22 protein-coding genes are annotated in these 20,991 nt (G+C 67.3%); 3 read left to right on the forward strand and 19 right to left on the reverse strand.

What is annotated here, in order from left to right; translation table 11 throughout:
* The 11 genes from HDC95_RS13070 to HDC95_RS13120 all read right to left on the reverse strand — a co-directional run bounded on the left by HDC95_RS13070 (nt 1) and on the right by HDC95_RS13120 (nt 11,838).
* Nucleotides 1-1,671: a hypothetical protein gene (locus HDC95_RS13070; RefSeq protein WP_259064006.1), complete on the reverse strand. Its 1,671-nt coding sequence runs from the start codon at nt 1,669-1,671 to the stop codon at nt 1-3.
* Complete coding sequence (locus HDC95_RS13075) at nt 1,661-2,458, reverse strand: TIGR03943 family putative permease subunit (protein WP_259064007.1); 798 nt, start codon at nt 2,456-2,458, stop codon at nt 1,661-1,663. Before HDC95_RS13075 ends, HDC95_RS13070 begins: the two co-directional genes overlap by 11 nt.
* Complete coding sequence (locus tag HDC95_RS13080) at nt 2,451-3,494, reverse strand: permease (RefSeq protein WP_396652707.1); 1,044 nt, start codon at nt 3,492-3,494, stop codon at nt 2,451-2,453. The genes HDC95_RS13075 and HDC95_RS13080 overlap by 8 nt, the downstream gene beginning before the upstream one ends.
* The gene (locus HDC95_RS13085; protein WP_259064008.1) at nt 3,491-3,910 is read right to left on the reverse strand and encodes a Fur family transcriptional regulator; all 420 of its coding nucleotides are present in this window, start codon (nt 3,908-3,910) and stop codon (nt 3,491-3,493) included. Before HDC95_RS13085 ends, HDC95_RS13080 begins: the two co-directional genes overlap by 4 nt.
* A gap of 9 nt (nt 3,911-3,919) precedes the next feature.
* A complete protein-coding gene (locus HDC95_RS13090) occupies nt 3,920-4,801 on the reverse strand; it encodes a metal ABC transporter permease (RefSeq protein ID WP_396652711.1) in 882 nt (293 codons plus the stop codon).
* Nucleotides 4,801-5,595 (reverse strand): metal ABC transporter ATP-binding protein, encoded by a 795-nt coding sequence (locus HDC95_RS13095; RefSeq protein ID WP_259064010.1) that lies wholly within the window; start codon nt 5,593-5,595, stop codon nt 4,801-4,803. Before HDC95_RS13095 ends, HDC95_RS13090 begins: the two co-directional genes overlap by 1 nt.
* 59 nt (nt 5,596-5,654) lie before the next feature.
* On the reverse strand, nt 5,655-6,707 hold the full coding sequence (locus tag HDC95_RS13100; RefSeq protein ID WP_259064011.1) for a metal ABC transporter solute-binding protein, Zn/Mn family: 1,053 nt from the start codon (nt 6,705-6,707) through the stop codon (nt 5,655-5,657).
* A 200-nt stretch (nt 6,708-6,907) separates the two neighbouring features.
* The gene (locus HDC95_RS13105) at nt 6,908-8,611 is read right to left on the reverse strand and encodes a glycoside hydrolase family 13 protein (RefSeq protein WP_259064012.1); all 1,704 of its coding nucleotides are present in this window, start codon (nt 8,609-8,611) and stop codon (nt 6,908-6,910) included.
* A 67-nt stretch (nt 8,612-8,678) separates the two neighbouring features.
* Nucleotides 8,679-9,560, reverse strand: coding sequence for a carbohydrate ABC transporter permease (locus HDC95_RS13110; protein WP_259064013.1), 882 nt, complete (start codon nt 9,558-9,560; stop codon nt 8,679-8,681).
* A complete protein-coding gene (locus HDC95_RS13115; RefSeq protein WP_259064198.1) occupies nt 9,560-10,453 on the reverse strand; it encodes a carbohydrate ABC transporter permease in 894 nt (297 codons plus the stop codon). Before HDC95_RS13115 ends, HDC95_RS13110 begins: the two co-directional genes overlap by 1 nt.
* A 59-nt stretch (nt 10,454-10,512) precedes the next feature.
* On the reverse strand, nt 10,513-11,838 hold the full coding sequence (locus HDC95_RS13120) for an ABC transporter substrate-binding protein (protein ID WP_396652708.1): 1,326 nt from the start codon (nt 11,836-11,838) through the stop codon (nt 10,513-10,515).
* Nucleotides 11,839-11,940: 102 nt separating this feature from the next.
* Between HDC95_RS13120 and HDC95_RS13125 the strand changes: the two genes are divergently transcribed.
* The gene (locus HDC95_RS13125; RefSeq protein WP_259064014.1) at nt 11,941-13,161 is read left to right on the forward strand and encodes an ROK family protein; all 1,221 of its coding nucleotides are present in this window, start codon (nt 11,941-11,943) and stop codon (nt 13,159-13,161) included.
* A 13-nt stretch (nt 13,162-13,174) separates the two neighbouring features.
* Here the strand turns inward: HDC95_RS13125 and HDC95_RS13130 are convergent, their stop codons facing one another.
* From HDC95_RS13130 to HDC95_RS13150, 5 genes are all read right to left on the reverse strand, one after another.
* Nucleotides 13,175-13,366 (reverse strand): hypothetical protein, encoded by a 192-nt coding sequence (locus HDC95_RS13130; protein WP_259064016.1) that lies wholly within the window; start codon nt 13,364-13,366, stop codon nt 13,175-13,177.
* A gap of 41 nt (nt 13,367-13,407) precedes the next feature.
* Nucleotides 13,408-14,754 carry a dihydrolipoamide acetyltransferase family protein gene (locus HDC95_RS13135; protein WP_259064017.1) on the reverse strand — a complete coding sequence of 449 codons (1,347 nt, stop codon included), beginning with the start codon at nt 14,752-14,754 and terminating at the stop codon, nt 13,408-13,410.
* 126 nt (nt 14,755-14,880) lie between these two features.
* Nucleotides 14,881-15,861: an alpha-ketoacid dehydrogenase subunit beta gene (locus tag HDC95_RS13140; protein ID WP_259064018.1), complete on the reverse strand. Its 981-nt coding sequence runs from the start codon at nt 15,859-15,861 to the stop codon at nt 14,881-14,883.
* Entirely contained in the window at nt 15,858-17,018 is a 1,161-nt protein-coding gene (locus HDC95_RS13145) for a thiamine pyrophosphate-dependent dehydrogenase E1 component subunit alpha (protein WP_259064019.1), read from the reverse strand. The genes HDC95_RS13140 and HDC95_RS13145 overlap by 4 nt, the downstream gene beginning before the upstream one ends.
* 85 nt (nt 17,019-17,103) lie before the next feature.
* Entirely contained in the window at nt 17,104-18,171 is a 1,068-nt protein-coding gene (locus tag HDC95_RS13150) for a histidinol-phosphate transaminase (RefSeq protein WP_259064020.1), read from the reverse strand.
* Between the two features lie 109 nt (nt 18,172-18,280).
* Between HDC95_RS13150 and HDC95_RS13155 the strand changes: the two genes are divergently transcribed.
* Nucleotides 18,281-18,682 carry a phage holin family protein gene (locus HDC95_RS13155; protein WP_259064021.1) on the forward strand — a complete coding sequence of 134 codons (402 nt, stop codon included), beginning with the start codon at nt 18,281-18,283 and terminating at the stop codon, nt 18,680-18,682.
* Between the two features lie 56 nt (nt 18,683-18,738).
* On the opposite strand, the gene HDC95_RS13160 is transcribed toward HDC95_RS13155, so the two are convergent.
* The 3 genes from HDC95_RS13160 to HDC95_RS13170 are packed head-to-tail and all read right to left on the reverse strand — an operon-like array spanning nt 18,739 to nt 20,455.
* Nucleotides 18,739-20,025, reverse strand: coding sequence for a hypothetical protein (locus HDC95_RS13160; protein WP_259064022.1), 1,287 nt, complete (start codon nt 20,023-20,025; stop codon nt 18,739-18,741).
* Entirely contained in the window at nt 20,022-20,285 is a 264-nt protein-coding gene (locus HDC95_RS13165) for a hypothetical protein (RefSeq protein WP_259064023.1), read from the reverse strand. The genes HDC95_RS13160 and HDC95_RS13165 overlap by 4 nt, the downstream gene beginning before the upstream one ends.
* Nucleotides 20,279-20,455 carry a hypothetical protein gene (locus tag HDC95_RS13170; protein ID WP_259064208.1) on the reverse strand — a complete coding sequence of 59 codons (177 nt, stop codon included), beginning with the start codon at nt 20,453-20,455 and terminating at the stop codon, nt 20,279-20,281. The genes HDC95_RS13165 and HDC95_RS13170 overlap by 7 nt, the downstream gene beginning before the upstream one ends.
* Before the next feature lie 56 nt (nt 20,456-20,511).
* Between HDC95_RS13170 and HDC95_RS13175 the strand changes: the two genes are divergently transcribed.
* Nucleotides 20,512-20,976 (forward strand): low molecular weight phosphotyrosine protein phosphatase, encoded by a 465-nt coding sequence (locus tag HDC95_RS13175; protein ID WP_396652712.1) that lies wholly within the window; start codon nt 20,512-20,514, stop codon nt 20,974-20,976.
* Nucleotides 20,977-20,991: the final 15 nt, after the last annotated feature.

The raw sequence follows: 20,991 nt of genomic DNA on the forward strand, positions 1-20,991 counted from the left end.
TCAGAACCGCGGCGCCATCTGGCACCACGATGCGTCGAAGCCGGTGAGCACGACCATCTCCTCGCCTGAGCGCAGGTCGATCAGATGCGTCTGCAGCGTGCGCGGAAGCGGCACGAGCATGTCGTCGTAGCGGTTCTCCACCAGGTTCGGCGCCACTGTCACCGCGACATACTGTCCGCTCGGCGACGGGCACGCCTGCAGGATCGCGTTTCCGGAGTCGACGTCGAACAGCGAGGTCGCCTCGCCGTCGTCATCGACCCTGATGATCGCCTGCCCCGTCGGGAGGCCGTTCTCATCCCGCGAGACGACGTGTCGCAGCGTGCCGCCCGGATACGGGGCGATCGTCGTCGCCGGGCCGAAGTCTGGTTCGGATGCCGCGAGCGGAGTCTCCGAGCCGTCGGCGAGGTTCAGCTCCACGGTCGCGCCGTCGGCACGCTGCACGATGGCCGTGTAGGTGCCCCGTGAGATGCCGAGCAGTCTCATGGCGATGCCCATGTTCTGCGCGCCCTCGTCACCGGATCGGTCATCGAGCGAGAGCGTGCTCGCGAAGTCGATGAACAGCACCGCGGCCGAATCCGGCACGAACTGCCACTCGGCGACGCTCGCCTCGGCATCGCCGACCTCGATGATGTGCGGCTCATCGTCGCCGCTGAGCGACTGGGTCACGAGCACGCTCGCGCGCCCGGTGTCCTCGGTGAGCTCTCGGTCGGAGTAGGTGTAGCCGACGAGCCCGCCGCGCTCGGAGACCTGCACTGAACTGACGTACCCGTCACCGGGCAGGGTCAGTTCGCGGACGTTCTCGCCGTCGTGGTCCATCACGAGGATCCGCGATCCGTCCTCGTCTTCGACCGCGACGACGAGCCGGGTCGATGTCGAGCGATAGTCGTTGATGCGCGGATGCGTGAACACCGGCACCGCGTTCTCGCCTCCGAGATCGGTGCGGAAGATCGAGTCGTCCTCGTCGGAGCGGTTGAGCAGGAAGATCTTGGCGGCCGGCGTCGTGAACGCGGTCGAGAGGTCGGATGCCGGTCCCCCTCCGACGCCGGTGACGCCGTCGACTCTGACCGTGTACTCGGTCGCGTCATCGAGGGGGACGGTGAAGCGGATGCCGATGCTGCGGCCCGCTGCATCCACCGTGAACGGCACTGCGGGATCGACTGTGACCTGCGACTCGTCGATCTCCTGCAGCGACTGATTGGCGGTGAGGATGACGCGGCTTCCCGAGACGTCGATGGCCTCTGCCGTGTCGACCTGCACCTGGCTGACACGGGGCCCCTGGAAGAGGCTGACCGCGCCGAGCGCGCCGACCACGACCACGAGCACGGCGACCACCGCGAGGATCGTGTAGAGGAAGCGGCGATCGGGGCTTCCTTTCGGCTGCGGGTCGTCCTGCGACCCACGAGGGTCGGCCCGCGAGGGCTCGGCCTGCGGGGGCTCGGCTTGCGGGGACTCTTGCTGCTGGGCTTTCTGATGCGCGTCGTTGAGCGGAGCCTGCGAAGCCGTCGATGACGAAACGGGCTGAACGATCGCGGGGAGTCGAAGCCACTCCCCCTCCGGCGCAACAGGGACGGAGGGAACAGCTGCCTCCGCAGCCTCCCGCTCCGCGGCCTCGCGGGCGGCGCGTGCCTCCGCACGGGTCTGAGGAACTTCGGGCCGATCCTCAGTACTCATAGGGATCCCCGGGCTCGTCGATCGCGACCACCGAGGTCGGGACGACGCGAAGTGACCCGTCGCCGTCGGCGGTGACCGTGCCGGTGACTTCGATCCACTGCCCTGTGCTGTACTGCCCCTCGCCGTTCTCGCTGGCGTCGACACTCACCGGAACCGCAGCCGGCTGAGCGTCGATCACGCAGTGGGTGATGATCATGCGGGTGAGGTTCACGGCATCCGCATCTTCACCCGGCGTGACGAAGCCGGTCAGCGTGACGGTGGATCCGTCGTACGCCTCCGGGCGGGTGGCCGTGGCGAAGACGCTCGACCACTCCCCGACCCCGAAGGTCGTGGTGTCGGCGACGCCGAGAGTCGGGGTGTCGGAGCCTGCGAAGAGGGTGCCGGCCGCATCCGCTCGCGACATCGCGAGCTCGACGGACAACGACGCGGGCGGCAGCACGAGACCGGCGATGACAACGCCGCTCGCGATGACTCCGGCAGAGACGACGCCGGCGACCTTGAGCGTGCGCTGAGGGGATGTCGGGGCATCCGCATCCGCATCGGCATGCCCATGATCATGGCCATGATCCGCTTCTGCGCCCAGCGGAAGCGTGCATGACCAGATCGCGCCGGCGAGCACGACCACGGCCCCTGCACACGCGAACCAGATCGACTCAGGGCTGATGTAGAGCGTGAGCTGACCGGCGACGCCCAGGCTGAGCGTCACGATCGAGACCGCCACGGCTAGACCGAGGCCGAGCCAGCGCGTCGCGAGGGCACGCCAGCGGGGGCGGGACTGCTCAGCCAAGTACGTTCACCCCGATCCCGATCGCGAAGGCGCTCATCACGACGACGGCGACGACTCCTGCGAGAGTGCGGGTCGTGAAGGTCGTGCGCAGCAGCGCGAGCATCTTGATGTCGACCAGCGGCCCGACCAGCAGGAACGCGATCAGAGCGCCCGATGAGAACGTCGACGCGAATGACAGCGCGAAGAATGCGTCGACGTTCGAGCAGATCGCCACCGTCATCGCCAGCGCCATCATCGCGACGATGGAGAGCACGGGGTTCGATCCGATCGCGAGGAGCATGTCGCGCGGAACGAGCACCTGCACGGCGCCGGCGAGCGCAGAGCCGATCACGAGTGCGGGCATGACCGCGCGCAGCTCGATCAGGAACTGCGTGAGGCTGCGACGCGTCGGCGTGCCGTGCTCGTGCTGCACGCGCTCGCACGTGGCGGTGAACTGCTGGGTGAGCAGGGCGTCAGGCGAGGGGTGCTTGCTGTAGATCCAGCCGATCAGGTTCGCGATCAGGTAGCCGCCGACGAGTCGGGCGACCAGGATGCCGCCGTCCCACCCGAACGCGGCATGCGTGGTGATGATGACGATCGGATTCACGATGGGCGCGGCGATCAGGAAGGTCATCGCCTCCGCCGGCGCCAATCCGCGCATCATCAGACCGCGGGCGAAGGGCACGTTGCCGCACTCGCACACCGGGATCAGCATCCCGAGCAGCGACAGCACGGCACGACGTGCCCATCCCCGCGTCGGCAGCCAACGCTGGATGAGATCCGGCGGCAGCCACACCTGCACCACGATCGACAGCACGACGCCGAGCACGACGAACGGCAGCGCCTCGATGAGCACGCTCAGTGCGAGCGTGAGACCGTCCTGCGCGCGGCTGGGCAGCGACGCCTGGAACAGTGACGGTGCGAATCTGTCGATCAGGAACAGTGCCGCGATGATGACGACGCCGATGACGACGCCGATCCACGGCGAGCGTGGTGCGCGCGGTGTGCGACCGGATCCTGCGGCCGTCGACGCGCGCGGTGGGCTGATGATGCTCACGCGGACGCGGATCCCTCAGCCGCTGCGCGCCTGCTCGCGCACGGTGTGCACAGTCCGAAGATGTCGACGACGTGCTCTGCCTCGCTGAAGCCGTGCAGCGCAGCGGTGCGCTGCGCCCAGGACTCGACATCCTTCGCCTCGATCTCGACGGTCAGCCCGCAGGATCGGCAGATCAGATGGTGATGGTGGCCCTCGGTCGAGCACGCGCGATAGAGGGCTTCACCCTCGGGGCTCTGCAGCGAATCGGCGTCGCCTGCGGTCGCCAAGCCGGACAGTGTGCGGTAGACGGTGGCGAGGCCGATGCCGGTGTTCTCCTCACGGAGCGTGGCGTGCAGGGTCTGCGCGCTCACGAAACCGCGCGCATCCGCAAGCGCTTCGCGCACTCGCTCACGCTGCCAGGTATTGCGCTGAGCCATACCGAGAGTCTAGGCCGCGGCGCTTATCAAGGGCTGAGAGCGGCGCTTCACTCGTGCGCGCGAGCGCTGCACCAGCCAGCATCCCGCATAGATGAGGAACGAGATCGTCGTGATGTACGGGCTGACCGGCAGGGTGCCGGCAAGCGCGAGCAGGATGCCGCCGACCGCCGAGACGAAGCCGAACAGGGCCGCGAGCAGGGGCACCGTCAGCGGACCGGCGGCCACGCGCATGGCTGCGGCGGCCGGCGTCACCAGCAGCGCCATGACCAGCAGCGCGCCGATGATGTGCACGCTGACGGCGACGATGAGCCCGAGCAGAACCATGAACGCCAGGCTGAGCGCCCTGGTCGGGATGCCGCGGGCGGAGGCTGCGACGTTGTCGAGCGAGTCGAACCGCAGCGGGTTCCACATCACCAGCAGCCCGATCAGCACGAAGGCGCTGATGCCGATCAACCAGCCGAGGTCGGGGCTGGACACTGAGACGATCTGGCCCGTCAGCAGGCTGAAGCGGTTCGCGCTTCGCCCGTCATAGAGGGACAGGAACAGGATGCCGAGGCCGAGGCCGAACGGCATCAGCACACCCACGATGGAATTACGATCGCGCGCCTTGGAACCGAGGATGCCGATCAGGATCGCAGCGACCACGGCTCCGCCGAGGGATCCGGCCACGACGCTGCCGCCGAACAGCAGGGCCGCAGCGGCACCGGCGAACGACAGCTCGCTCACACCGTGCACGGCGAAGGCGAGGTCGCGCTGCATGACGAAGACGCCGATCAGGCCGCCGACGATGCCGAGCACGGCTCCGGCGATGATCGAGTTCGCGAGAAGGGCGACGAGCGCGCCGTAGTCCTGGAATGAGAAGACGTCTCCCCAGTCGATGAAGGGCACCATCATGCGACTTCTCCTGCGTCGTGGTCGTGATGCGGCTCGGCGTCCGGCACTCCGACGACGACGAGGCGGTCACCGGCACGGAGCACGAAGACCGGGGTGCCGTACAGATCGGTGAGCACACGACTCTGCAGCACCTCGTCGGGGGTGCCGAGCACGAAGCGTCCGCCGGCGATGTAGAGGATGCGGTCGACTCTGCCGAGGATCGGGTTGATGTCGTGCGTCACGAACAGCACGGCGGCATCGCGGTCTCGACGCTGTCGGTCGATGATGTCGGTGATGCCGAGCTGATTGGCGAGGTCGAGATTCGACAGCGGTTCGTCGCAGAGCAGGAGGGTCGGTGCGTCAGCGAGGGCCTGGCCGACCCGCAGCCGCTGCTGCTCCCCGCCGGAGAGCAGACCGACGCGGCGGTCGGCGAAATGCGAGGCGCCGACACCTTCGAGCAGCGCATCCACCCGCGCGCGATCCCCACGGCGCGGGATGGGCAGCCCGAATCGAGTGCCGTTGACGCCGAGCGCGACCACGTCGCGTGCGCGCATGCTCGTGTCGGGAGGAAGGGGGCGCTGCTGGGGGATGTAGCCGATGCGAGGATTACCGCGGCGCACGGGGTGACCTGCGACGCGGATGCTGCCGGCGCTCAGCGGCTGGAGGCCGAGGATCGCCCGCATGAGCGTGGTCTTGCCGGAGCCCGACGGCCCGAGCACGGCGATGAACTCACCGGGCTCGACCGTGAGATCGAGTCCGGACCAGAGCTCACGGTGTCCGCGATGAAGCGCCGCACCACTGATCTCGAGCACGGACGCTGACCCGTCCGGCCCCTGAACCTGTCGAAGGGTCGCGCCGGATTCCCCCGCACTCACTGCTGGAGTGCGGCGGCGAGGTCCTGGATCGCATCGCGCATCCACTCAGAGTACGACGATCCTTCCTCGAGCAGCTCCGTGAACGCCACGACGGGGACGCCAGCGGCCTCCGCCGCTGCTTCGACACGCTGGGTCTCGGAACCACCGGTCTGTGCGTTCGTGAGCAGCGCCTTCACCTGGCCGCTGTCGATGACGTCGAGAGCGGCCAGCAGCGTCGCAGGTGCGACGTCGGTGCCCTCTTCGACAGCCTCAGCGAATCCCTCCGGCGTCACATCGGTGAGACCTGCGGCCGCGGCGATGTAACCGGGGAGGGGCTCGGTGAGGAAGACGGATGCGCCGCCGGCCTCGGTGCCGAGCGTCTCGAGCTCGGCTTCGAAGCCCTCGAGGTCGCTGACGATCTCGGCTGCCGCGGCCGTGAAGTCGGCTTCGCCCTCGGGGTCGATCTCACTGAACTCCGCCGCGATGCCCTCGACGACGTGGATCATCGTGTGCGGGTCGAACCAGATGTGCTCGTTGAAGCCCTCGATGTGGTCGTGACCCTCGGGGCCTTCTTCTTCGGCGTGGCCGTGGCCTTCTTCTTCGGCGTGGTCGTGACCCTCTTCCGCGGCGTGGTCGTGAGCTTCCTCTTCAGCGTGCTCGTCTTCAGCGTGCTCGTGAGAATCAGCATCCTTGTGACCCTCGTTGCCGGGGTAGTCGTGCGAGAACTCGGCCGCGGTAAGCACGTGCACGTCGGAGTCGCCGATCAGGGTGTCGATGAACGAGTCGTACCCGCCGCCGTTCTCGATGACGAGCTCGGCATCCTGCACCGTGAGGCGGTCGCGGGCGGATGCCTCATACGAGTGCGGGTCCTGCGAAGCGGACGTGATGATCGACGTCACCTCGACGCGATCGCCGCCGATCTGCTCGGCGATCGCGCCGTAGACGTTGGTGCTGGCGACGATCTGGATCACATCCTTGCCACCGCTCTCGGATGCGGCGGTGGCGGAGCATCCGGTCAGGACGAGTGCGGACACAGATGCGACAGCGAGAGCGAGGACGGGCTTCTTCATGCCGTCGATTCTACACGCTAATGATAACCATTCTCACCGCGTGGTTTGTGGAGGTGCGGCGGACTGCCACAGCGGGAAAGCGGAGACGACGCTCGGCGCGTCGCGGCGCGTCATCGCTCGACACGCCGCGACACAGACAAACCGTCCCCGTTTCCCGAGGCGAACGCCCGCCCGAGGGAACGCTCCTTCGCGGACGATGCTCAGCCGAGCAGATGGTTCGGCGCGATCCACGCGGTGGCTTCGCCCGACAGGAACTGCCCGTCGAGGGCGAGGTTCGAGAGCACGACGGACGCGGCATCCATTCCCAGATCGAACGGTTCGTCGCCGAAGTTCGTCACGATCTGCCAGCCGTTCGGCCTCGAGAAACGCAGTACGTCAGCGCGTCCGGTGTCGATCCAGGCGAGCGCCTCCCCTGTCTGCAGCAGATGCCGCAGGCGGAGGGCCTCGCGGTAGAGGGACAGCGTCGATGACGGATCGTCCGCCTCGACGTCGACGGCGTACTCGGCGAACCACGCCGGCTGCGGCAGATGCGAACCGTCGGAGCCGAATCCGAACGAAGAGCCGGATGCCGTCCACGGCAGCGGCACGCGGCATCCGTCACGCCCGAGACCGTCGAACGCGCCACCTCGGAAGAACGCCGGATCCTGACGTTGCTCGGCCGTTATCGCCGCGACCTCGTGAAGCCCCAGCTCCTCGCCCTGGTAGAGGTAGGTGCTGCCCGGGAGCCCCAGTAGGAGCAGCGTCGCCGCGTTCGCCCGGCGAGCGCCGCGGCCTCGATCCAACTGGTCCTCCGGCCCCCCTGCCGCGATCCACTCGACGCCCTGTTTGACCGGACGTCCGGCAAGCGGTGCAAGCCCATAGCGGGTGGCGTGCCGGGTGACGTCGTGATTGGAGAGCACCCACGTGCTCGAAGATCCCGTCACCCTGGCCTGCTCGAGGTTGTCGGCGATGATGCTGCGGAACTGGGCGGCCTCGAAGTCTGCGACCAGAAGGTCGAAGTTGAACGCCTGGCCGAGGCCCTCCGCCGAGGCGTACTTCGCGCGACGCTCGGGCGTCGCGACCCACGCCTCGGCGACGGCCGTGCGCGGCGGGTCGTACTCGTTGAAGACACGGCGCCACTCGGCGTAGATGTCGTGCACCTCGTCGCGGTCGATCAGCGGGTGACTGCCAGAGGAGTGGTCGATCAGCTCAAGGTCGGCACGAGAGGGCAGCGGTTCGGTGAGGTCCTTGGTGAGCATGTGCGCGACGTCGATGCGGAAGCCGTCTACACCGCGGGCGGACCAGAAGCGCAACGTCTTCAGGAAGTCGGCGCGCACCTCAGGATGATCCCAGTTCAGGTCGGGCTGCTCGATGGCGAAGCTGTGGAGGTACCACTGCCCGTCCTCGACGCGCTCCCACGCGGAACCGCCGAACGCCGCTCCCCAATCGGTGGGTGGCTCGGACCCGTCCGGCCCTGCCCCCTCGCGGAAGATGTACCGCTCGCGCGCCTCCGAGCCGCGTCCCGCGGCGAGCGCCTCCTGGAACCACTCGTGCAGATCCGAGGTGTGGTTCGGAACGATGTCCACGACGACGCGGATGCCGCGTTCGTGCAGCGCTGCGACCATCGCGTCGAAATCGTCCAGGGTGCCGAGCCGCGGGTCGACGTCGCGGTAGTCGGCGACGTCGTAGCCGCCGTCGGCGAGCGCAGACGGATAGAACGGACTCAGCCAGACCGCGTCGATGCCCAGTGCCGCGAGATAGTCGGCCCGGGAGACGATGCCGGGGATGTCACCGAGCCCGTCTCCGTTCGCGTCGGCGAAGCTGCGCGGATAGATCTGGTACACGGCGGCCTGACGCCACCACGCCGCCGCCTTGTCGTCTTCCGTCGTGTCGTCGCGGGTCTCGGTGAGAGGCGCATCGGTCATGAGGGGGTGTTGCTCCTTCTGTCTTTCGGTGCCCTTCGACGGGCTCGGGGATCGGGGGCTTCGGCGCTCAGCCCTTGACGGCGCCCTGCGTGACGCCCTCCATGACGAAGCGCTGCGTGAACAGGTACGCCAGGATCGCAGGGGCCATCGCCATCAGATATGAGGCGAACGACACGTTGTAGTTGTTACTGAACTGAGTCTGGAACAGGTTCTGCCGCACCGGCAACGTCTGCAGAGCAGGGTCGGCGATGATGAGCGACGGCATCATGAAATCGTTCCAGGCGTAGAGGAAGGCGAAGATGCCGACGGTCGCGCTCATCGGGGCGAGCAGCGGGAAGATCAGGTGCCAGAACGTCTGCCAGGTCGTCGCGCCGTCGATGCGGGCGCTCTCCTCGAGCTCGAGCGGAATGGATCGCAGGAAGGCCGTGAACAGCAGCACGCTGAAGCTGAGCTGGAACATCGTCGCAAGGATGATCACACCCAGCGGGTTGTCGAGCCCGACGCGTCCGGTGAGCTGGATCTGCGGCAGTGCCACCACCGGGAACGGGATGAACATCGCCGCCAGCAGGTAGAAGAACGAGTACCGGAACAGCCGGCGATCCCAGTTGCGCACTATCGCGTACGAGGCGAAGGCGGCGAGCAGGATCGTCGCGATCACGGTGCCGGCGGTCACCAGCAGCGAGATCGCCGCACCGATGGGGAACTTGGTGAGGTTCCACGCCTCGATGAACCCGTCGACACTGAACGGTGCAGGCAGCGAGAAGGCATTGCCGTCGACCGCCTGCCCGGTGGTCTTGAACGCCATCGCGATCGTGACGTAGAGCGGCAGGAGCACCGTCACCGCACACAGGATCAGGATGATCGTGCCCGACCAGTTCACGCGTTCCATCCGGACGCGTGGCTTCCGGCCCGACGTGGGGATCGTGGTGAGTGTCTGCGTCGTCGACATCACAGTGCATTCCTTCCACGGGTCAGCGAGAGCTGAAGCAGGGAGATGAGCACGGCGACGATGAAGAAGATCGTCGCGTTGGCCATCTGATAGGCGTAATCGCCGCTGTTGAAGCCCGTGATGATCGTCATCGCGACGCTGCGGGTCGAGGTTCCCGGGCCGCCGTTCGTGAGGCCGACGATGATGTCGTAGGCGTTCAGGAAGCCCTTGAATCCGAGGATCACGTTGATCACCACATATCCAGCGACGAGCGGGATCGTGATCCGGGTGAGCTGCTGGGTCTTGCTCGCACCGTCGATGCTCGCCGCCTCGTACACCTCGTTCGGCACCGAGAGCAGACCCGCGATATAGATCAGCAGCGCGCCTGGCACCGCCTGCCATGCGGTCACGATGACGATGGCCACCCAGGCGAGATCCGGATTGGCCAACAGGCTCGTCTCGAGCCACGGGATGCCGGCGGCAGCTCCAGCGGCAGGAATCGAGTTCGAGAACAGGAAGTTGAAGACGTACGCGATGATGATGCCCGAGATCACCATCGGGATCACGAAGATCGTGCGCAGGCCCGTCTTGAATCGGATGCGCGAGGTGAGGCCTACCGCGAGCAGGAACGCGATGACGTTCACGACGATCACGGTGGCGATCGAGAACCCGAACGTGAACAGATAGCTCTGCAGGATCGCGGGGTCGCTGAACAGCGCGATGTAGTTGGTCACCCCGTTGAAGCTCCACTCGCCGATGCCGATCGAGTCGGTGAAGCTGAAGAAGATGCCCATCACAGCGGGAAGTGTGATCGCGAGGGTGAAGAGCACGAGCGTCGGAAGCAGGAACAGGTAGTAGATCGGCTCGACCCGTCGGGTGTGCCGACGGAGCTTGCGTCCCTGCCCTGTGACGATGGAGGTCGTGTCCGTCGTCGGGCTGTTCGGCCGCGTGGCGCTCGCGGGTGCGGTGGTGCTCACGGTGCGGACTCCTCTGTCTCGCCGGCTGCCGCATCGTCTGTGGTGGGGATCGGCGCGCGGAAGGCGATGCGTGCCCAATCCGCGTCCATGGTGCGGAGCGTCGAGGCGGTCGAGGCTCCCAGCACCATCGCCTGTGCGTAGTTCATCACCGGGATCGTCTTGGGCACGAGCACCGAGGGTCCGTGATAGATCTGCCCGTCCTCGTAGTAGTCGATCATCCCCTCGATCCGCGGATCGTCCGGTGCCGGAGCGTCCTTGGTCGGGGTGAAGCCGAGCTGCGACGCGTTGTACTCCTCGATGTTCTCGGGGAGGTACAGGTACTCGAGGAAGTCACGCGCGGCTTCCTGGTGCCGCGATCCCTCAGGGATCATCGCGCCGAGGTCCATGTTCACGCGCACGCCGAGGTCGGCCGGGTCGTCGGTCATGGGCAGCGGGAAGGTGCCGAGTTCGAGGTCGGGTGCGGTCTTCGCGATCTCGCTGAACGCCCACGGCCCCTGCATGTACATCGCCGCCTCGCCCTTGCTGAAGGCGAGATTGCCGTCGCCGTAGCCTCGGCTCGCCGCATCCTCGTTCGTGTAGTCGTCCGCCAGCTGCATCATCTGCTCCATGGGCTCGGCGAAGTCCTTCTCGAATGAGACCTCGGAGTCGGGGCCGACCGCGGCGCCTTCGACGGCCATCGCATCGAAGAAGTCGATCGTGTCGAGAGAGCCGCCGATCGCGTAGTCGTACCAGCCCTGACCGACGGTCCAGTCGTCCTTGAACGTCGCGTAGAAGGGGTCGATCCCGGCTTCTTTCAGCTGCTCGCACACGGCGATCAGCTCGTCCCACGTCTGCGGCACCTCCAGCCCTTCGGCCTCGAAGATCTCCTTGTTGTAGATGACGGAGGCCGCCATCACCGAGTAGGGCAGGGCACTCGTGCGCCCCTCGCACGATCCGTACTGCTCCATGAGCGGCTGCAGATCGTCGCGAATACTGGCCGCCGCATCCGTCTCGGAGAGATCGGTGAGGGCGCATCGCTGCACGAAGCGTGCGATCTCGTAGTTGTAGTTGCCCAGGATGAGATCGGGCGGGTTCCCCCGCACGAAGCTGGCCGAGATGACGTCCGGCCCCGATGTGTCGATCTCGACGTGCACGTCGTCCTGAGACGAGTTGTACTCGGCGACGAGCTCGGTCATGAACGGGATCGCCTCGCGCTTGTTGAAGGTGAAGCGGATCGTCTCCGCCCCCGAGCCCGCAGCGCAGCTCGTGAGAGCCGCGCCGGCCATCGCGAGGCCAAGGCCTCCCGCGACCATCCGTACCGCGCGTATTCGTTTCTCAGACACCGTCGTCCTTCCACTCGCGTAGATACGCCTACTAAATCTAGTGGTCAAATCTACTCTGTCGAGAGGTACTCTCTCATTAGGGCAATAGGAAGGTCAAGGGGTGTGACAGAAGTCTCGACGGGTCTCGGCACCGGACGCGCAAGCGTCGGCGCCGTCCTCGACTTCGCGTGGGACGCGGGGCAGTTCACCGCCACCGACGTCATGGCAGCCACGTCGCTCACCCGATCGACCGCCATCGACGCGATCGACACACTGCTCGGCGCCGACGTCCTGCGCGAGCTCCCCAACGCTCGAGCCGCAGGCAGTTACCGCTCAGGACGTCCAGCCAGGCGTTTCGCCCTCTCCGCCGACCTCGGCGTCGTCGTCGGGATCGACGCGGGCGACACGCACCTCGCCGTGACCATCGCCGATCCACTCGACCGCACGCTCGTGCATCACCGGGTGGAGATCTCTTCGGACCAGTCGGCCGACGAGCGCAGGGCCACGATCCTTGAGCGGCTGCGTGCGGCGCTCGACGAGGCCGGCATCCCCCGAGACCGCGTGCTCGCGCTCTGCGCCGGCGTCGCCGCCCCCGTCGATCGCAAGGGCATCTCGCCGCCGCATCCCGATGGATTCTGGGAGCGCACGAATCCAGGCCTCGCGGAGGCGCTGCGCGACTGGGCTCCCGTGGTGGAGATAAAGAACGACGCCCAGCTCGCCGCAATCGCCGAGGGCGCTGTCGGAGCGGCGATCGGATGCCGCGACTACGTCGCCCTACTCGCCAGCGAACGCTTCGGCGGCGGCGTGGTCGTCGACGGACACGTGCTGCACGGCGCGCACGGCGGCGTCGGCGAGGGCATCATGTTCGATCACATCGTCGGCGTCGGTTCGGCCTTCGGCCTGCGATACGCCGTGCAGGATCAGGTTCGCGCCGCGGTCCAGAACCGCGAGATCGCGGTCGACAGCGCACTCGGCCGCCTGGTCGACAGACGTCACATCGACCCACGCCTCGTTCTGACGCTCGCGGCGTCGGGAGACACGGATGCCGTGCTCATCACCGACCGCGTCGGCGCGACGGTCGCGCGAATCGTCGGAGTGCTCGGCAGCATGTACGACCCATCCCGCGTGATCGTGTGCGGCGCGGTCGCCGAGAGCATCGAGCCCGTGCTCGCCGCAGCCCGGCGCATCCTCCCCGATGAGCTTCACCTGCCGGCGCCGGAGATCCTCGCATCAGCTCTGGGAGCCGAGGTCGTGTCCGTCGGAGCCATCGCGACCGCGCGCCGCGCGGCCCGCGAGCGGACGGTGCCTCGGCTCGCAGAGCGGCGACTCAGCGCGCGCCCGTAGCGACGACTGCCCGTCACTCCGAGGCAGCTCGCAAGTCGAAACGGTAGGCGATCCCGTCGCTCTCGCGTTGCTGCCCCGCGATGAACCACTCCTGCCCCTCCGGAGCTGGATGCTCCGCCGCGTAGGCAGCGAGTATCTGCTCTTCTACAGAGGACTGGGCCTGTCGCCCCACCCACGCGTTGAGGTCATCGGTAAAGTTCGACATCAGTGGACACTGCTCCCTTGGTCTTTCAACGAGGCCTCACGTCAGTCGACGAGCAGCGCCGGTTCCTCCAGGATGCTCGCGACGTCGGCGATGAAGCGGCTCATGCCGTCGCCGTCGATCACGCGGTGGTCGAACGACCCTGCCACCGTGGTGACGTAGCGCGGGCGCACCTCTCCGTCGACGACCCACGGCTTCTGACTGATGGTGCCCATCGCCACGATGCCGGCCTCGCCGGGGTTGATGATCGGGGTTCCGGCATCCATCCCGAACACGCCGATGTTGGTGATCGTGATCGTGCCGCCCTGCTGATCAGCAGGCGGAGTCTTGCCCTCGCGCGCGGTCAGGGTGAGCCGGTTGAGAGCGCGGGCGAGCTCGCGCATGTTGAGGTCCTGCGCGTCCTTGATGTTCGGCACGAGGAGTCCGCGCGGAGTGGCCGCGGCGATGCCGAGGTTGACGTAGTGGCGCACCGCGATCTCGGCGCCGCCCTCGGCCTCGACCCAGGCCGCGTTGACCATCGGGTTGCGGCGCACGGCCCAGATCACGGCACGCGCGACGATGAGCAGCGGCGACACCTTGATGTCGGCGTAGTCCGGTGAGGTCTTCAGGCGCTTGACCAGTTCCATCGTGCGCGTCGCGTCGACCTCTTTCCACACCGTGACGTGCGGGGCGGTGTACGCGCTCTGCACCATGGCAGAGGCGCTCACCTTGCGCACGCCCTTGACGGGGATCGACTCGGTGCGGGCATCCGAATCGTGACCAGCGGATGCCGGCGCGGCAGCGACCCCTCGGGCGAGGCCGACAGGGGCGCTCTTCGGTGCGGGCACCGTTTCCTCGCGCACCGCGCCCCACTCCGGAGTCTCGATGTTGCGGAACACGCTCGCCTGCGAAGCCTGCTTCACCACGTCGTCGCGGGTGACCTCGCCGTCGGCTCCCGTCGGGGTGACCGAGGAGAGGTCGACGCCGAGATCGCGGGCGAGCCCCCGGATCGGAGGCTTCGCGATGACGCCGACCGACGAACGGACCGGGCGCGCGGCAGGCCGCGTGCGACGCGAAGTCGCACCTGCGCCGGTGCCGTAGCCCACCAGGACCGAGCCGCCGGCCTCATCCGCCGCGGGAGCGGCTGCCGGTGTCGCGGCAGCGGGCACAGCATCCGACACGAAACTGATGATCGGGGTGCCGACCTCGACGGTCGTGCCCTCGCCGACCAGCAGATCGCCGACGACGCCGGCGTACGGCGACGGCAGCTCGACGAGTGACTTGGCCGTCTCGATCTCGCAGATCACGTCGTTGATCGCGACGTGATCACCAGGGGCGACCTTCCACGTGACGATCTCGGCCTCGGTCAGGCCCTCGCCCACATCGGGGAGGGTGAAGTTCTGCGTGCTCATTGCGAGTCCTTTCGACGGACGGCTCCTGCATAACTCCGGAGGATTTCTACCGATCGCCGGTTTCGGCGCGCGCTTGCGGCCCTTTCAGCGAGTTTCTCCGGAGTTGTGCGCATGAATCAGCGGGGATCAGTAGGCCAGTGACCGGTCGACGGCCTCGAGGATGCGGTCGGCATCCGGGAGGAACGTGCCCTCGAGCTTGGCGGGCGGGAACGGGGCGTCGTACCCCGACACCCGAAGCACCGGAGCCTCGAGTGCGTAGAACGCGCGCTCCATGACGGTGGCGGCGATCTCGCCGCCGAGGCTGTTGAAGCTCGGCGCCTCCTGCGCGTAGACCATGTGACCGGTCTTGCGCACCGAGTCGAGGATCGGCCCGTAGTCGACCGGCGACAGCGACCGAACGTCGATGACCTCGCAGCTCGTCCCCTCGCTCTCGGCGAGCGCAGCGGCCTGCAGCAGGGTCGTGACCATGGCGCCGTGGCCGACCAGGGTGACATCCGTGCCGGTGCGCACCACGCGTGACGAGTGGAGAGGGGCGGCGGACAGCTCGAGATCGACCTCGCCCTTCTGCCAGTACTTGCTCTTCGGCTCCAGGAAGATGATGGGGTCGTTGGAGACGATCGCTTCCTGGATCATCCAGTACGCATCATTCGGCGTCGACGGCGAGACGACCCTCAGCCCTGGAGTGTGCGCGAAGTAGGTCTCCGGGCTCTCCTGGTGATGCTCGACGGCGCCGATGTGGCCGCCGTAGGGGATGCGGATCACGATGGGCATCGACACCGCGCCCTCGTGCCGATTGGTGATCTTCGCCAGCTGAGTCGTGATCTGGTCGAACGCGGGGAACACGAAGCCGTCGAACTGGATCTCGCAGACGGGACGGAATCCGCCCATCGCGAGACCGATCGCGGTGCCGACGATTCCCGACTCGGCGAGCGGGGTGTCCAGTACCCGCTTCTCACCGAAGTCGCGCTGCAGGTGCTCGGTGATGCGGAACACTCCGCCGAGCTTTCCGATGTCCTCGCCCATCATCAGGACGCGCGGGTCGTCCTCCATCGCCTTGCGCAGGCCGGCGTTGAGGGCCTTGCTGAACGGCATCGTCTCGAGCGTCATGCGCGCTCCCCTCCAGTCTGCGTCGAGGCGTTCTGCGTCGGCTGTTCGAAAGAGGCCTCGTACTGCTCGCGCCACGCGCGCTGCTCGTCCATCAGCGGATGCGGCTCGCTGTACACGTGGTCGAAGATCTTGTTCGCACGGGGCGGTTCGAGAGCGAGGGTGCGGACACGGAGGTCTTCGGCGGCATCAGCCCCCTCGGCATCCACCTCGTCGAAGAAGGAGCCGGCAGCCCCACGCCCCTCGAGGAAGGCGCGCATGCGCGTGATCGGGTCGCGCAGCCGCCACGACTCCTCCTCGTCGCTCGTGCGGTACTTCGTAGGATCATCGCTCGTGGTGTGCGCACCAAGGCGATAGGTCTCGGCCTCGATCGCGCGCGGGCCCTTGCCTGCGCGCGCGGCATCCAGCGCAACGCGCGAGACGGCGTAGCTCGCGAGCACGTCGTTGCCGTCGACGCGGATGCTGTCGATGCCATAGCCCGCGCTGCGCTGCGCGAACGGGACGCGGGTCTGCGTCGACACTGGGACGGAGATCGCCCATTGGTTGTTCTGGAGGAAGAAGACGGTCGGGGTCTGGTAGCTGGCGGCGAAGACCATCGCTTCATGCACATCGCCCTGGCTCGAGGCGCCGTCGCCGTAGTACACGATCACCGCTTCGTCGCGCTCCGGGTCGCCCGTCCCTGAGCGGTCGCCGAAGTTGAGGCCCATGGCGTAGCCGGTCGCGTGCAGTACCTGCGAGCCGAGCACCAGCGTGTACAGCCGGGTGTTGCCGTTGGCAGGATCGGTCGGATCCCAGCCGCCGTGCGAGATGCCGCGCATCAGCTTGATGATGCCGATCGGATCGACGCCGCGGATACGAGCGACGGCGTGCTCGCGATACGAGGGGAACAGCGTGTCCTGCGCACGCGCGGCGCGCGCGGATCCGACCTGTGCCGCTTCCTGTCCGCGGCTCGGCGGCCAGAGCGCCAGCTGCCCCTGGCGCTGCAGGTTCGTGGCTTGATTGTCGATGGCGCGGATGACGACCATGTCGCGGTAGAACTGCTCGAGCTCTGCATCACTGATCGCTTCGATCAGTGGCAGGTACTGCTCGGCGGCAGGGCTGGGCGTGAAGCGGCCATCCGCCTCGAGGACGCGGACGAGATCAGTCTCTGACGAGGTCACGGTCCTACGCTAACCGAGCCGGCATGCCCGGTCACGTATACCTAGGACACCCTCGTTTCTGCCCGGAGTCCGGAGAAACCGCAGGTCACCGCACAGTGGAGGCGACGTGGAGCACCCGGTCGATCGAGGCCTCCTCGCCGACGGAGACGCGGATGCCGTCACCGGAGAACGGCCTCACGATGATGTCGGCGGCCACGAAAGCCGCGGCAACCTCGTCGGTGCGTTCGCCGGTGGGCAGCCACACGAAGTTGGCCTGGCTGTCCGGAACATCCCAGCCCTGTGCGCGCAGTCCATCCAGCAGACGCGTCCGCCGCTCGACGATCACCGCGACCCGGTCGAGGAGCTCGGCTTCTGCGTCGAGGCTCGCGATCGCGGCTGTCTCGGCAGCGGCCGTGACGGACAGTGGGATGCCGGTGGCCCTGGCCGCATCGAGCACCCTTGCCTGACCGATCGCATAGCCGACGCGGAGTCCGGCGAGTCCGTATGCCTTGGAGAAGGTGCGCAGCACGACGACGTTCGGATGCCGCTCGAACACGCGCTCGGCGAGACCGTCGACCGCATCCTCCGCGGTGACGAACTCGGCGTACGCCTCATCGAGGATGACCAGCACGTCGGCGGGCACCTTGGCGACGAACGCGGCGAACTCGTCGCTGGTGATGATCGGGCCCGTGGGATTGTTCGGGGTGCACAGCAGGATCGCGCGGGTGTGCTCGGTCACTGCATCCGCCATCGCGTCGAGGTCGTGACGCGCGTCGGCGGTCAGTGGCACCTGTACGCCGGTCGCTCCGGCGACGAGAGGCAGACCGGGGTACGCCTCGAAGGAGCGCCAGGCGTAGACGACCTCATCGCCGACGGATGCCGCTGCCTGCACCAGCTGGTACAGGATCGCGACGCTGCCGCTGGCGACGTGCACCTGGTCGAGCTCGACGCCGTAGCCGGCGGCGAGGCGTTCGCGCAGGCGGGTGGCGGTGGCGTCCGGGTAGCGGTTGATCGGCGTGGTGTGAGCGAGAGCCTCGAGCACCGACGGCAGGGGCTCGAACGGGTTCTCGTTGCTGGAGAGCTTGAAGGCATCCGGGCCCGCCTGCTTGCCCTGCCGGTACGGCGCGAGTGCGGCGATCTCTGGACGGATGCGGGGAAGGATCGGCTCGGTCACGAGGTCAGTCTACGAGTGGCGGTCGCGCAGAGCTGTCCCGAGCTCTCCGAAACCGTCAGCACGCGCATCCGGTGACAACCGCCACCCGTCGTGCGAGACTGAATCCACCATGCGTTTCATCATCCGAGTCGTCATCAACGCGTTCGCCCTGTGGGTCGTCACGCTGATCCCTGTGCTGCAGGTCGACATCACGGCGTTCCCTCCCGGCGAGACCCTGCAGCTCGTGCTCACCCTGCTCGCGGTCGGGGCGATCTTCGCACTGGTCAACACGATCATCGGCACGGTCATCAAGATCGTCGCGTTCCCGCTCTACATCCTCACGCTCGGGCTCATCGGCTTGATCATCAACGGGTTCCTGCTGTGGCTGACAGCGTGGATCACCTCCGGATTCGGCTGGGGCCTCACGGTCGGCAGCTTCTGGTGGGGCGTGCTCGCGGCGATCATCATCTCGATCATCAATGCGGTTTTCGGCGGCATCCTCCGCCCGCAGCGGAAGCAGCGCCGCGACTGATCGGGGCCCCTGTGATCCGCGCCCTGTGATCGGCACCCGCCTGTTCACAGCGCGCGTCATTCCCGCCGAGCGACATACTCCGTCGATTCGATCGCCACGGCCTCGTCGAGTTCTCTTGCCTTGTCGAGCCACGCCTCCAGTCGCACGTCGCCGGACGCGTCGACCATCTCCGCGGTCTCGGTATAGCCCTCCATCATGTGCGATGGGAACAGCACATCGAAAGGATCGCCGTCTCTGGTCACGACGAGGCTGTCCGGCGAGCCGGTGCCTCCTGGCGATCCACCACCGGCGAGACTGCTGACCGCATCATCCGTGTGCCGGAGCTCGATCAGCAGCTGGTCTTCTCCGACCGTCGGATGCACCGGGCTGCCAGCGGTGACCTGCACCGTCACGTCGAACTCACTCTGCGATGACAGGTACGCGGCGTTCATGGCCGACTGCGAGTGGGCATACACGTGCACCTCATCGCCGGCCTGGGCACCCGCCGTCTCCAAGGCCGCGACCGTAGCGGCGTACGACGCCGATTCCTGCCCGGTGTACAACTCGAGGTTCGACGTCATGTCGAAGGGCTCCTTCGGATCGACGCTCATCTGCGTTCCCTTGGCATAGAGCACGAACCGGTTCGAGCCGCTCGGCATGGTGTACCTCTCGACCTTGAGTTGCGCATCGGGTGCAGTCGGGAATCGTCTGAGCGCCTCAGCCAGGCTCGTCGGCGGAGCGATCTGCGTACCCGTCTTCACCGGCGTGACCGATACCGGCCCGCCACTCCCGGACAGCGTCGCGTTCGGTGCAAGCCTGCCGGTGCCGGTTGCCGCAACCCTCGCCGCCAGGGCCAACGCCGCGCCCAGATAGAGGGGGGACCCTCCCGTCAGCGCGGAAGGCCCCAGATAGAGCTGCTCGCTGAGTCCTTCGAACCTCTTGTCCCTCCACCCCGCAAGCAGCCACTGCTCCATCTCGTTCACCCGCGGATCGGACGCCTCGAGCTGCGCGATGCGCGCATCGATGGCGAACGCCTGCGCGGTGTCGTGGATCGCCGATGCGGCCAGCTGCGCACGCAGTTCGACGAGTTCGTAGACGTCTGCCATCAGCAGCGTGTTGGCGGATGCGGTCTGACACTCCTCATGCAGCACGTCGGCGCGGTCCCCACTGGCCCAGAGCGCCACGGTGTCGACCTGAGCGCTGAGGTTCGGCGTGCCGACTATGAAGCTGTGGGCGGTGCGGATCGCGGTGGCGGCATCCGCAAACCTCGGCGCCGCTCTGCCCATCGCGGTGGCGACCGCTCGCAGCGCTTCAGGGTCGACGGCGATCGCGCCGCCATGAGTGATGTCGAGACCGTCGCTCATGATCGGCCCGCAGCGTCGAGTTCCCACAGCCGGTTGCCGAGCACGCCGACCTCGATCGTGGTGCGATCCTTCAGCTCGATGATGAGCGCGTGCAGGGCGCGCACACCGTCTGCCTGCCAGTCGCTCGCCTCCACGAGCGGAAGCAGTCCCGCTCCGGCATCCTCCAGAGCGGCGATCGCCTCATTGACTGCGCGTTGCGCCGAGAACCACTTCCAGAGGGCTTCCGAGCTCCACGACTCGTCCGCGATGATGTTCAGCATGTGCCAAGGATGCCTCGCGCCGCGGCCCCGTCGGCCGGCCTGAAGCGCGAACCGTGCAGAGCCGCCCCGACCGCGAAGACGTGCAGGAAGAGTTCGGCGACAGCGCGCGCGAAGAGAGCACTGCGACTGTGCAGGAAGGATGCCGACAGGCAGAATGGGACGCGTGACATCGCCCGAGCCCTTCCGCGTCATCTTCGTGTGCACGGGCAACATCTGCCGCTCTCCCATGGCGGAGGTGGTGTTCCGCGACCTCGCGGAGCGCCAAGGGCTCAGTTCGCGGGTCGCCTCGAGCAGCGCCAGCACCGGTGAATGGCACGTGGGAGAACGCGCCGACATCCGGACCATCGAGGCTCTCGAACGCCGCGGATACGACGGGTCCCGTCATCGTGCGAAGCCGTTCACCGCGGCATCCTTCGCCGACAACGACCTCGTCGTCGCTCTGGATCGCACGCACGAGCGCATCCTGCGGGAGTGGGCCCGCGACGAGGACCAGGAGGGCAAGGTCACGCTGCTGCTGTCATTCGACCGCGATGCCGAGAACCTGGACGTACCGGATCCGTACTACGCCGAGGCGACGATGTTCGACGCCGTGCTGGCTATGATTGAGACCGCGACCCGAGGCCTGTTCCGTCAGCTCGAACCCGCGCTGCGTTCCAGCCGCACGACGTCCCGCACGATGCCCCAGAACTGAATGGGGCCCGATCAG

It is taken from the genome of Microbacterium sp. AK031 (assembly GCF_024807145.1).
Lineage (GTDB): Bacteria > Actinomycetota > Actinomycetes > Actinomycetales > Microbacteriaceae > Microbacterium.

Excerpts from the sequence above, each read along its gene's own strand:
- HDC95_RS13105 (WP_259064012.1), bottom strand. The coding sequence starts at position 8,611 with ATGACCGATGCGCCTCTCACCGAGACCCGCGACGACACGACGGAAGAC.
- HDC95_RS13165 (WP_259064023.1), bottom strand. The coding sequence starts at position 20,285 with ATGCTGAACATCATCGCGGACGAGTCGTGGAGCTCGGAAGCCCTCTGG.
- HDC95_RS13130 (WP_259064016.1), bottom strand. The coding sequence starts at position 13,366 with ATGTCGAACTTTACCGATGACCTCAACGCGTGGGTGGGGCGACAGGCC.
- HDC95_RS13135 (WP_259064017.1), bottom strand. The coding sequence starts at position 14,754 with ATGAGCACGCAGAACTTCACCCTCCCCGATGTGGGCGAGGGCCTGACC.
- HDC95_RS13175 (WP_396652712.1), top strand. The coding sequence starts at position 20,512 with ATGGCGGAGGTGGTGTTCCGCGACCTCGCGGAGCGCCAAGGGCTCAGT.
- HDC95_RS13100 (WP_259064011.1), bottom strand. The coding sequence starts at position 6,707 with ATGAAGAAGCCCGTCCTCGCTCTCGCTGTCGCATCTGTGTCCGCACTC.
- HDC95_RS13170 (WP_259064208.1), bottom strand. The coding sequence starts at position 20,455 with ATGTCACGCGTCCCATTCTGCCTGTCGGCATCCTTCCTGCACAGTCGC.
- HDC95_RS13070 (WP_259064006.1), bottom strand. The coding sequence starts at position 1,671 with ATGAGTACTGAGGATCGGCCCGAAGTTCCTCAGACCCGTGCGGAGGCA.
- HDC95_RS13140 (WP_259064018.1), bottom strand. The coding sequence starts at position 15,861 with ATGACGCTCGAGACGATGCCGTTCAGCAAGGCCCTCAACGCCGGCCTG.
- HDC95_RS13110 (WP_259064013.1), bottom strand. The coding sequence starts at position 9,560 with ATGTCGACGACGCAGACACTCACCACGATCCCCACGTCGGGCCGGAAG.
- HDC95_RS13085 (WP_259064008.1), bottom strand. The coding sequence starts at position 3,910 with ATGGCTCAGCGCAATACCTGGCAGCGTGAGCGAGTGCGCGAAGCGCTT.
- HDC95_RS13090 (WP_396652711.1), bottom strand. The coding sequence starts at position 4,801 with ATGGTGCCCTTCATCGACTGGGGAGACGTCTTCTCATTCCAGGACTAC.
- HDC95_RS13155 (WP_259064021.1), top strand. The coding sequence starts at position 18,281 with ATGCGTTTCATCATCCGAGTCGTCATCAACGCGTTCGCCCTGTGGGTC.
- HDC95_RS13160 (WP_259064022.1), bottom strand. The coding sequence starts at position 20,025 with ATGAGCGACGGTCTCGACATCACTCATGGCGGCGCGATCGCCGTCGAC.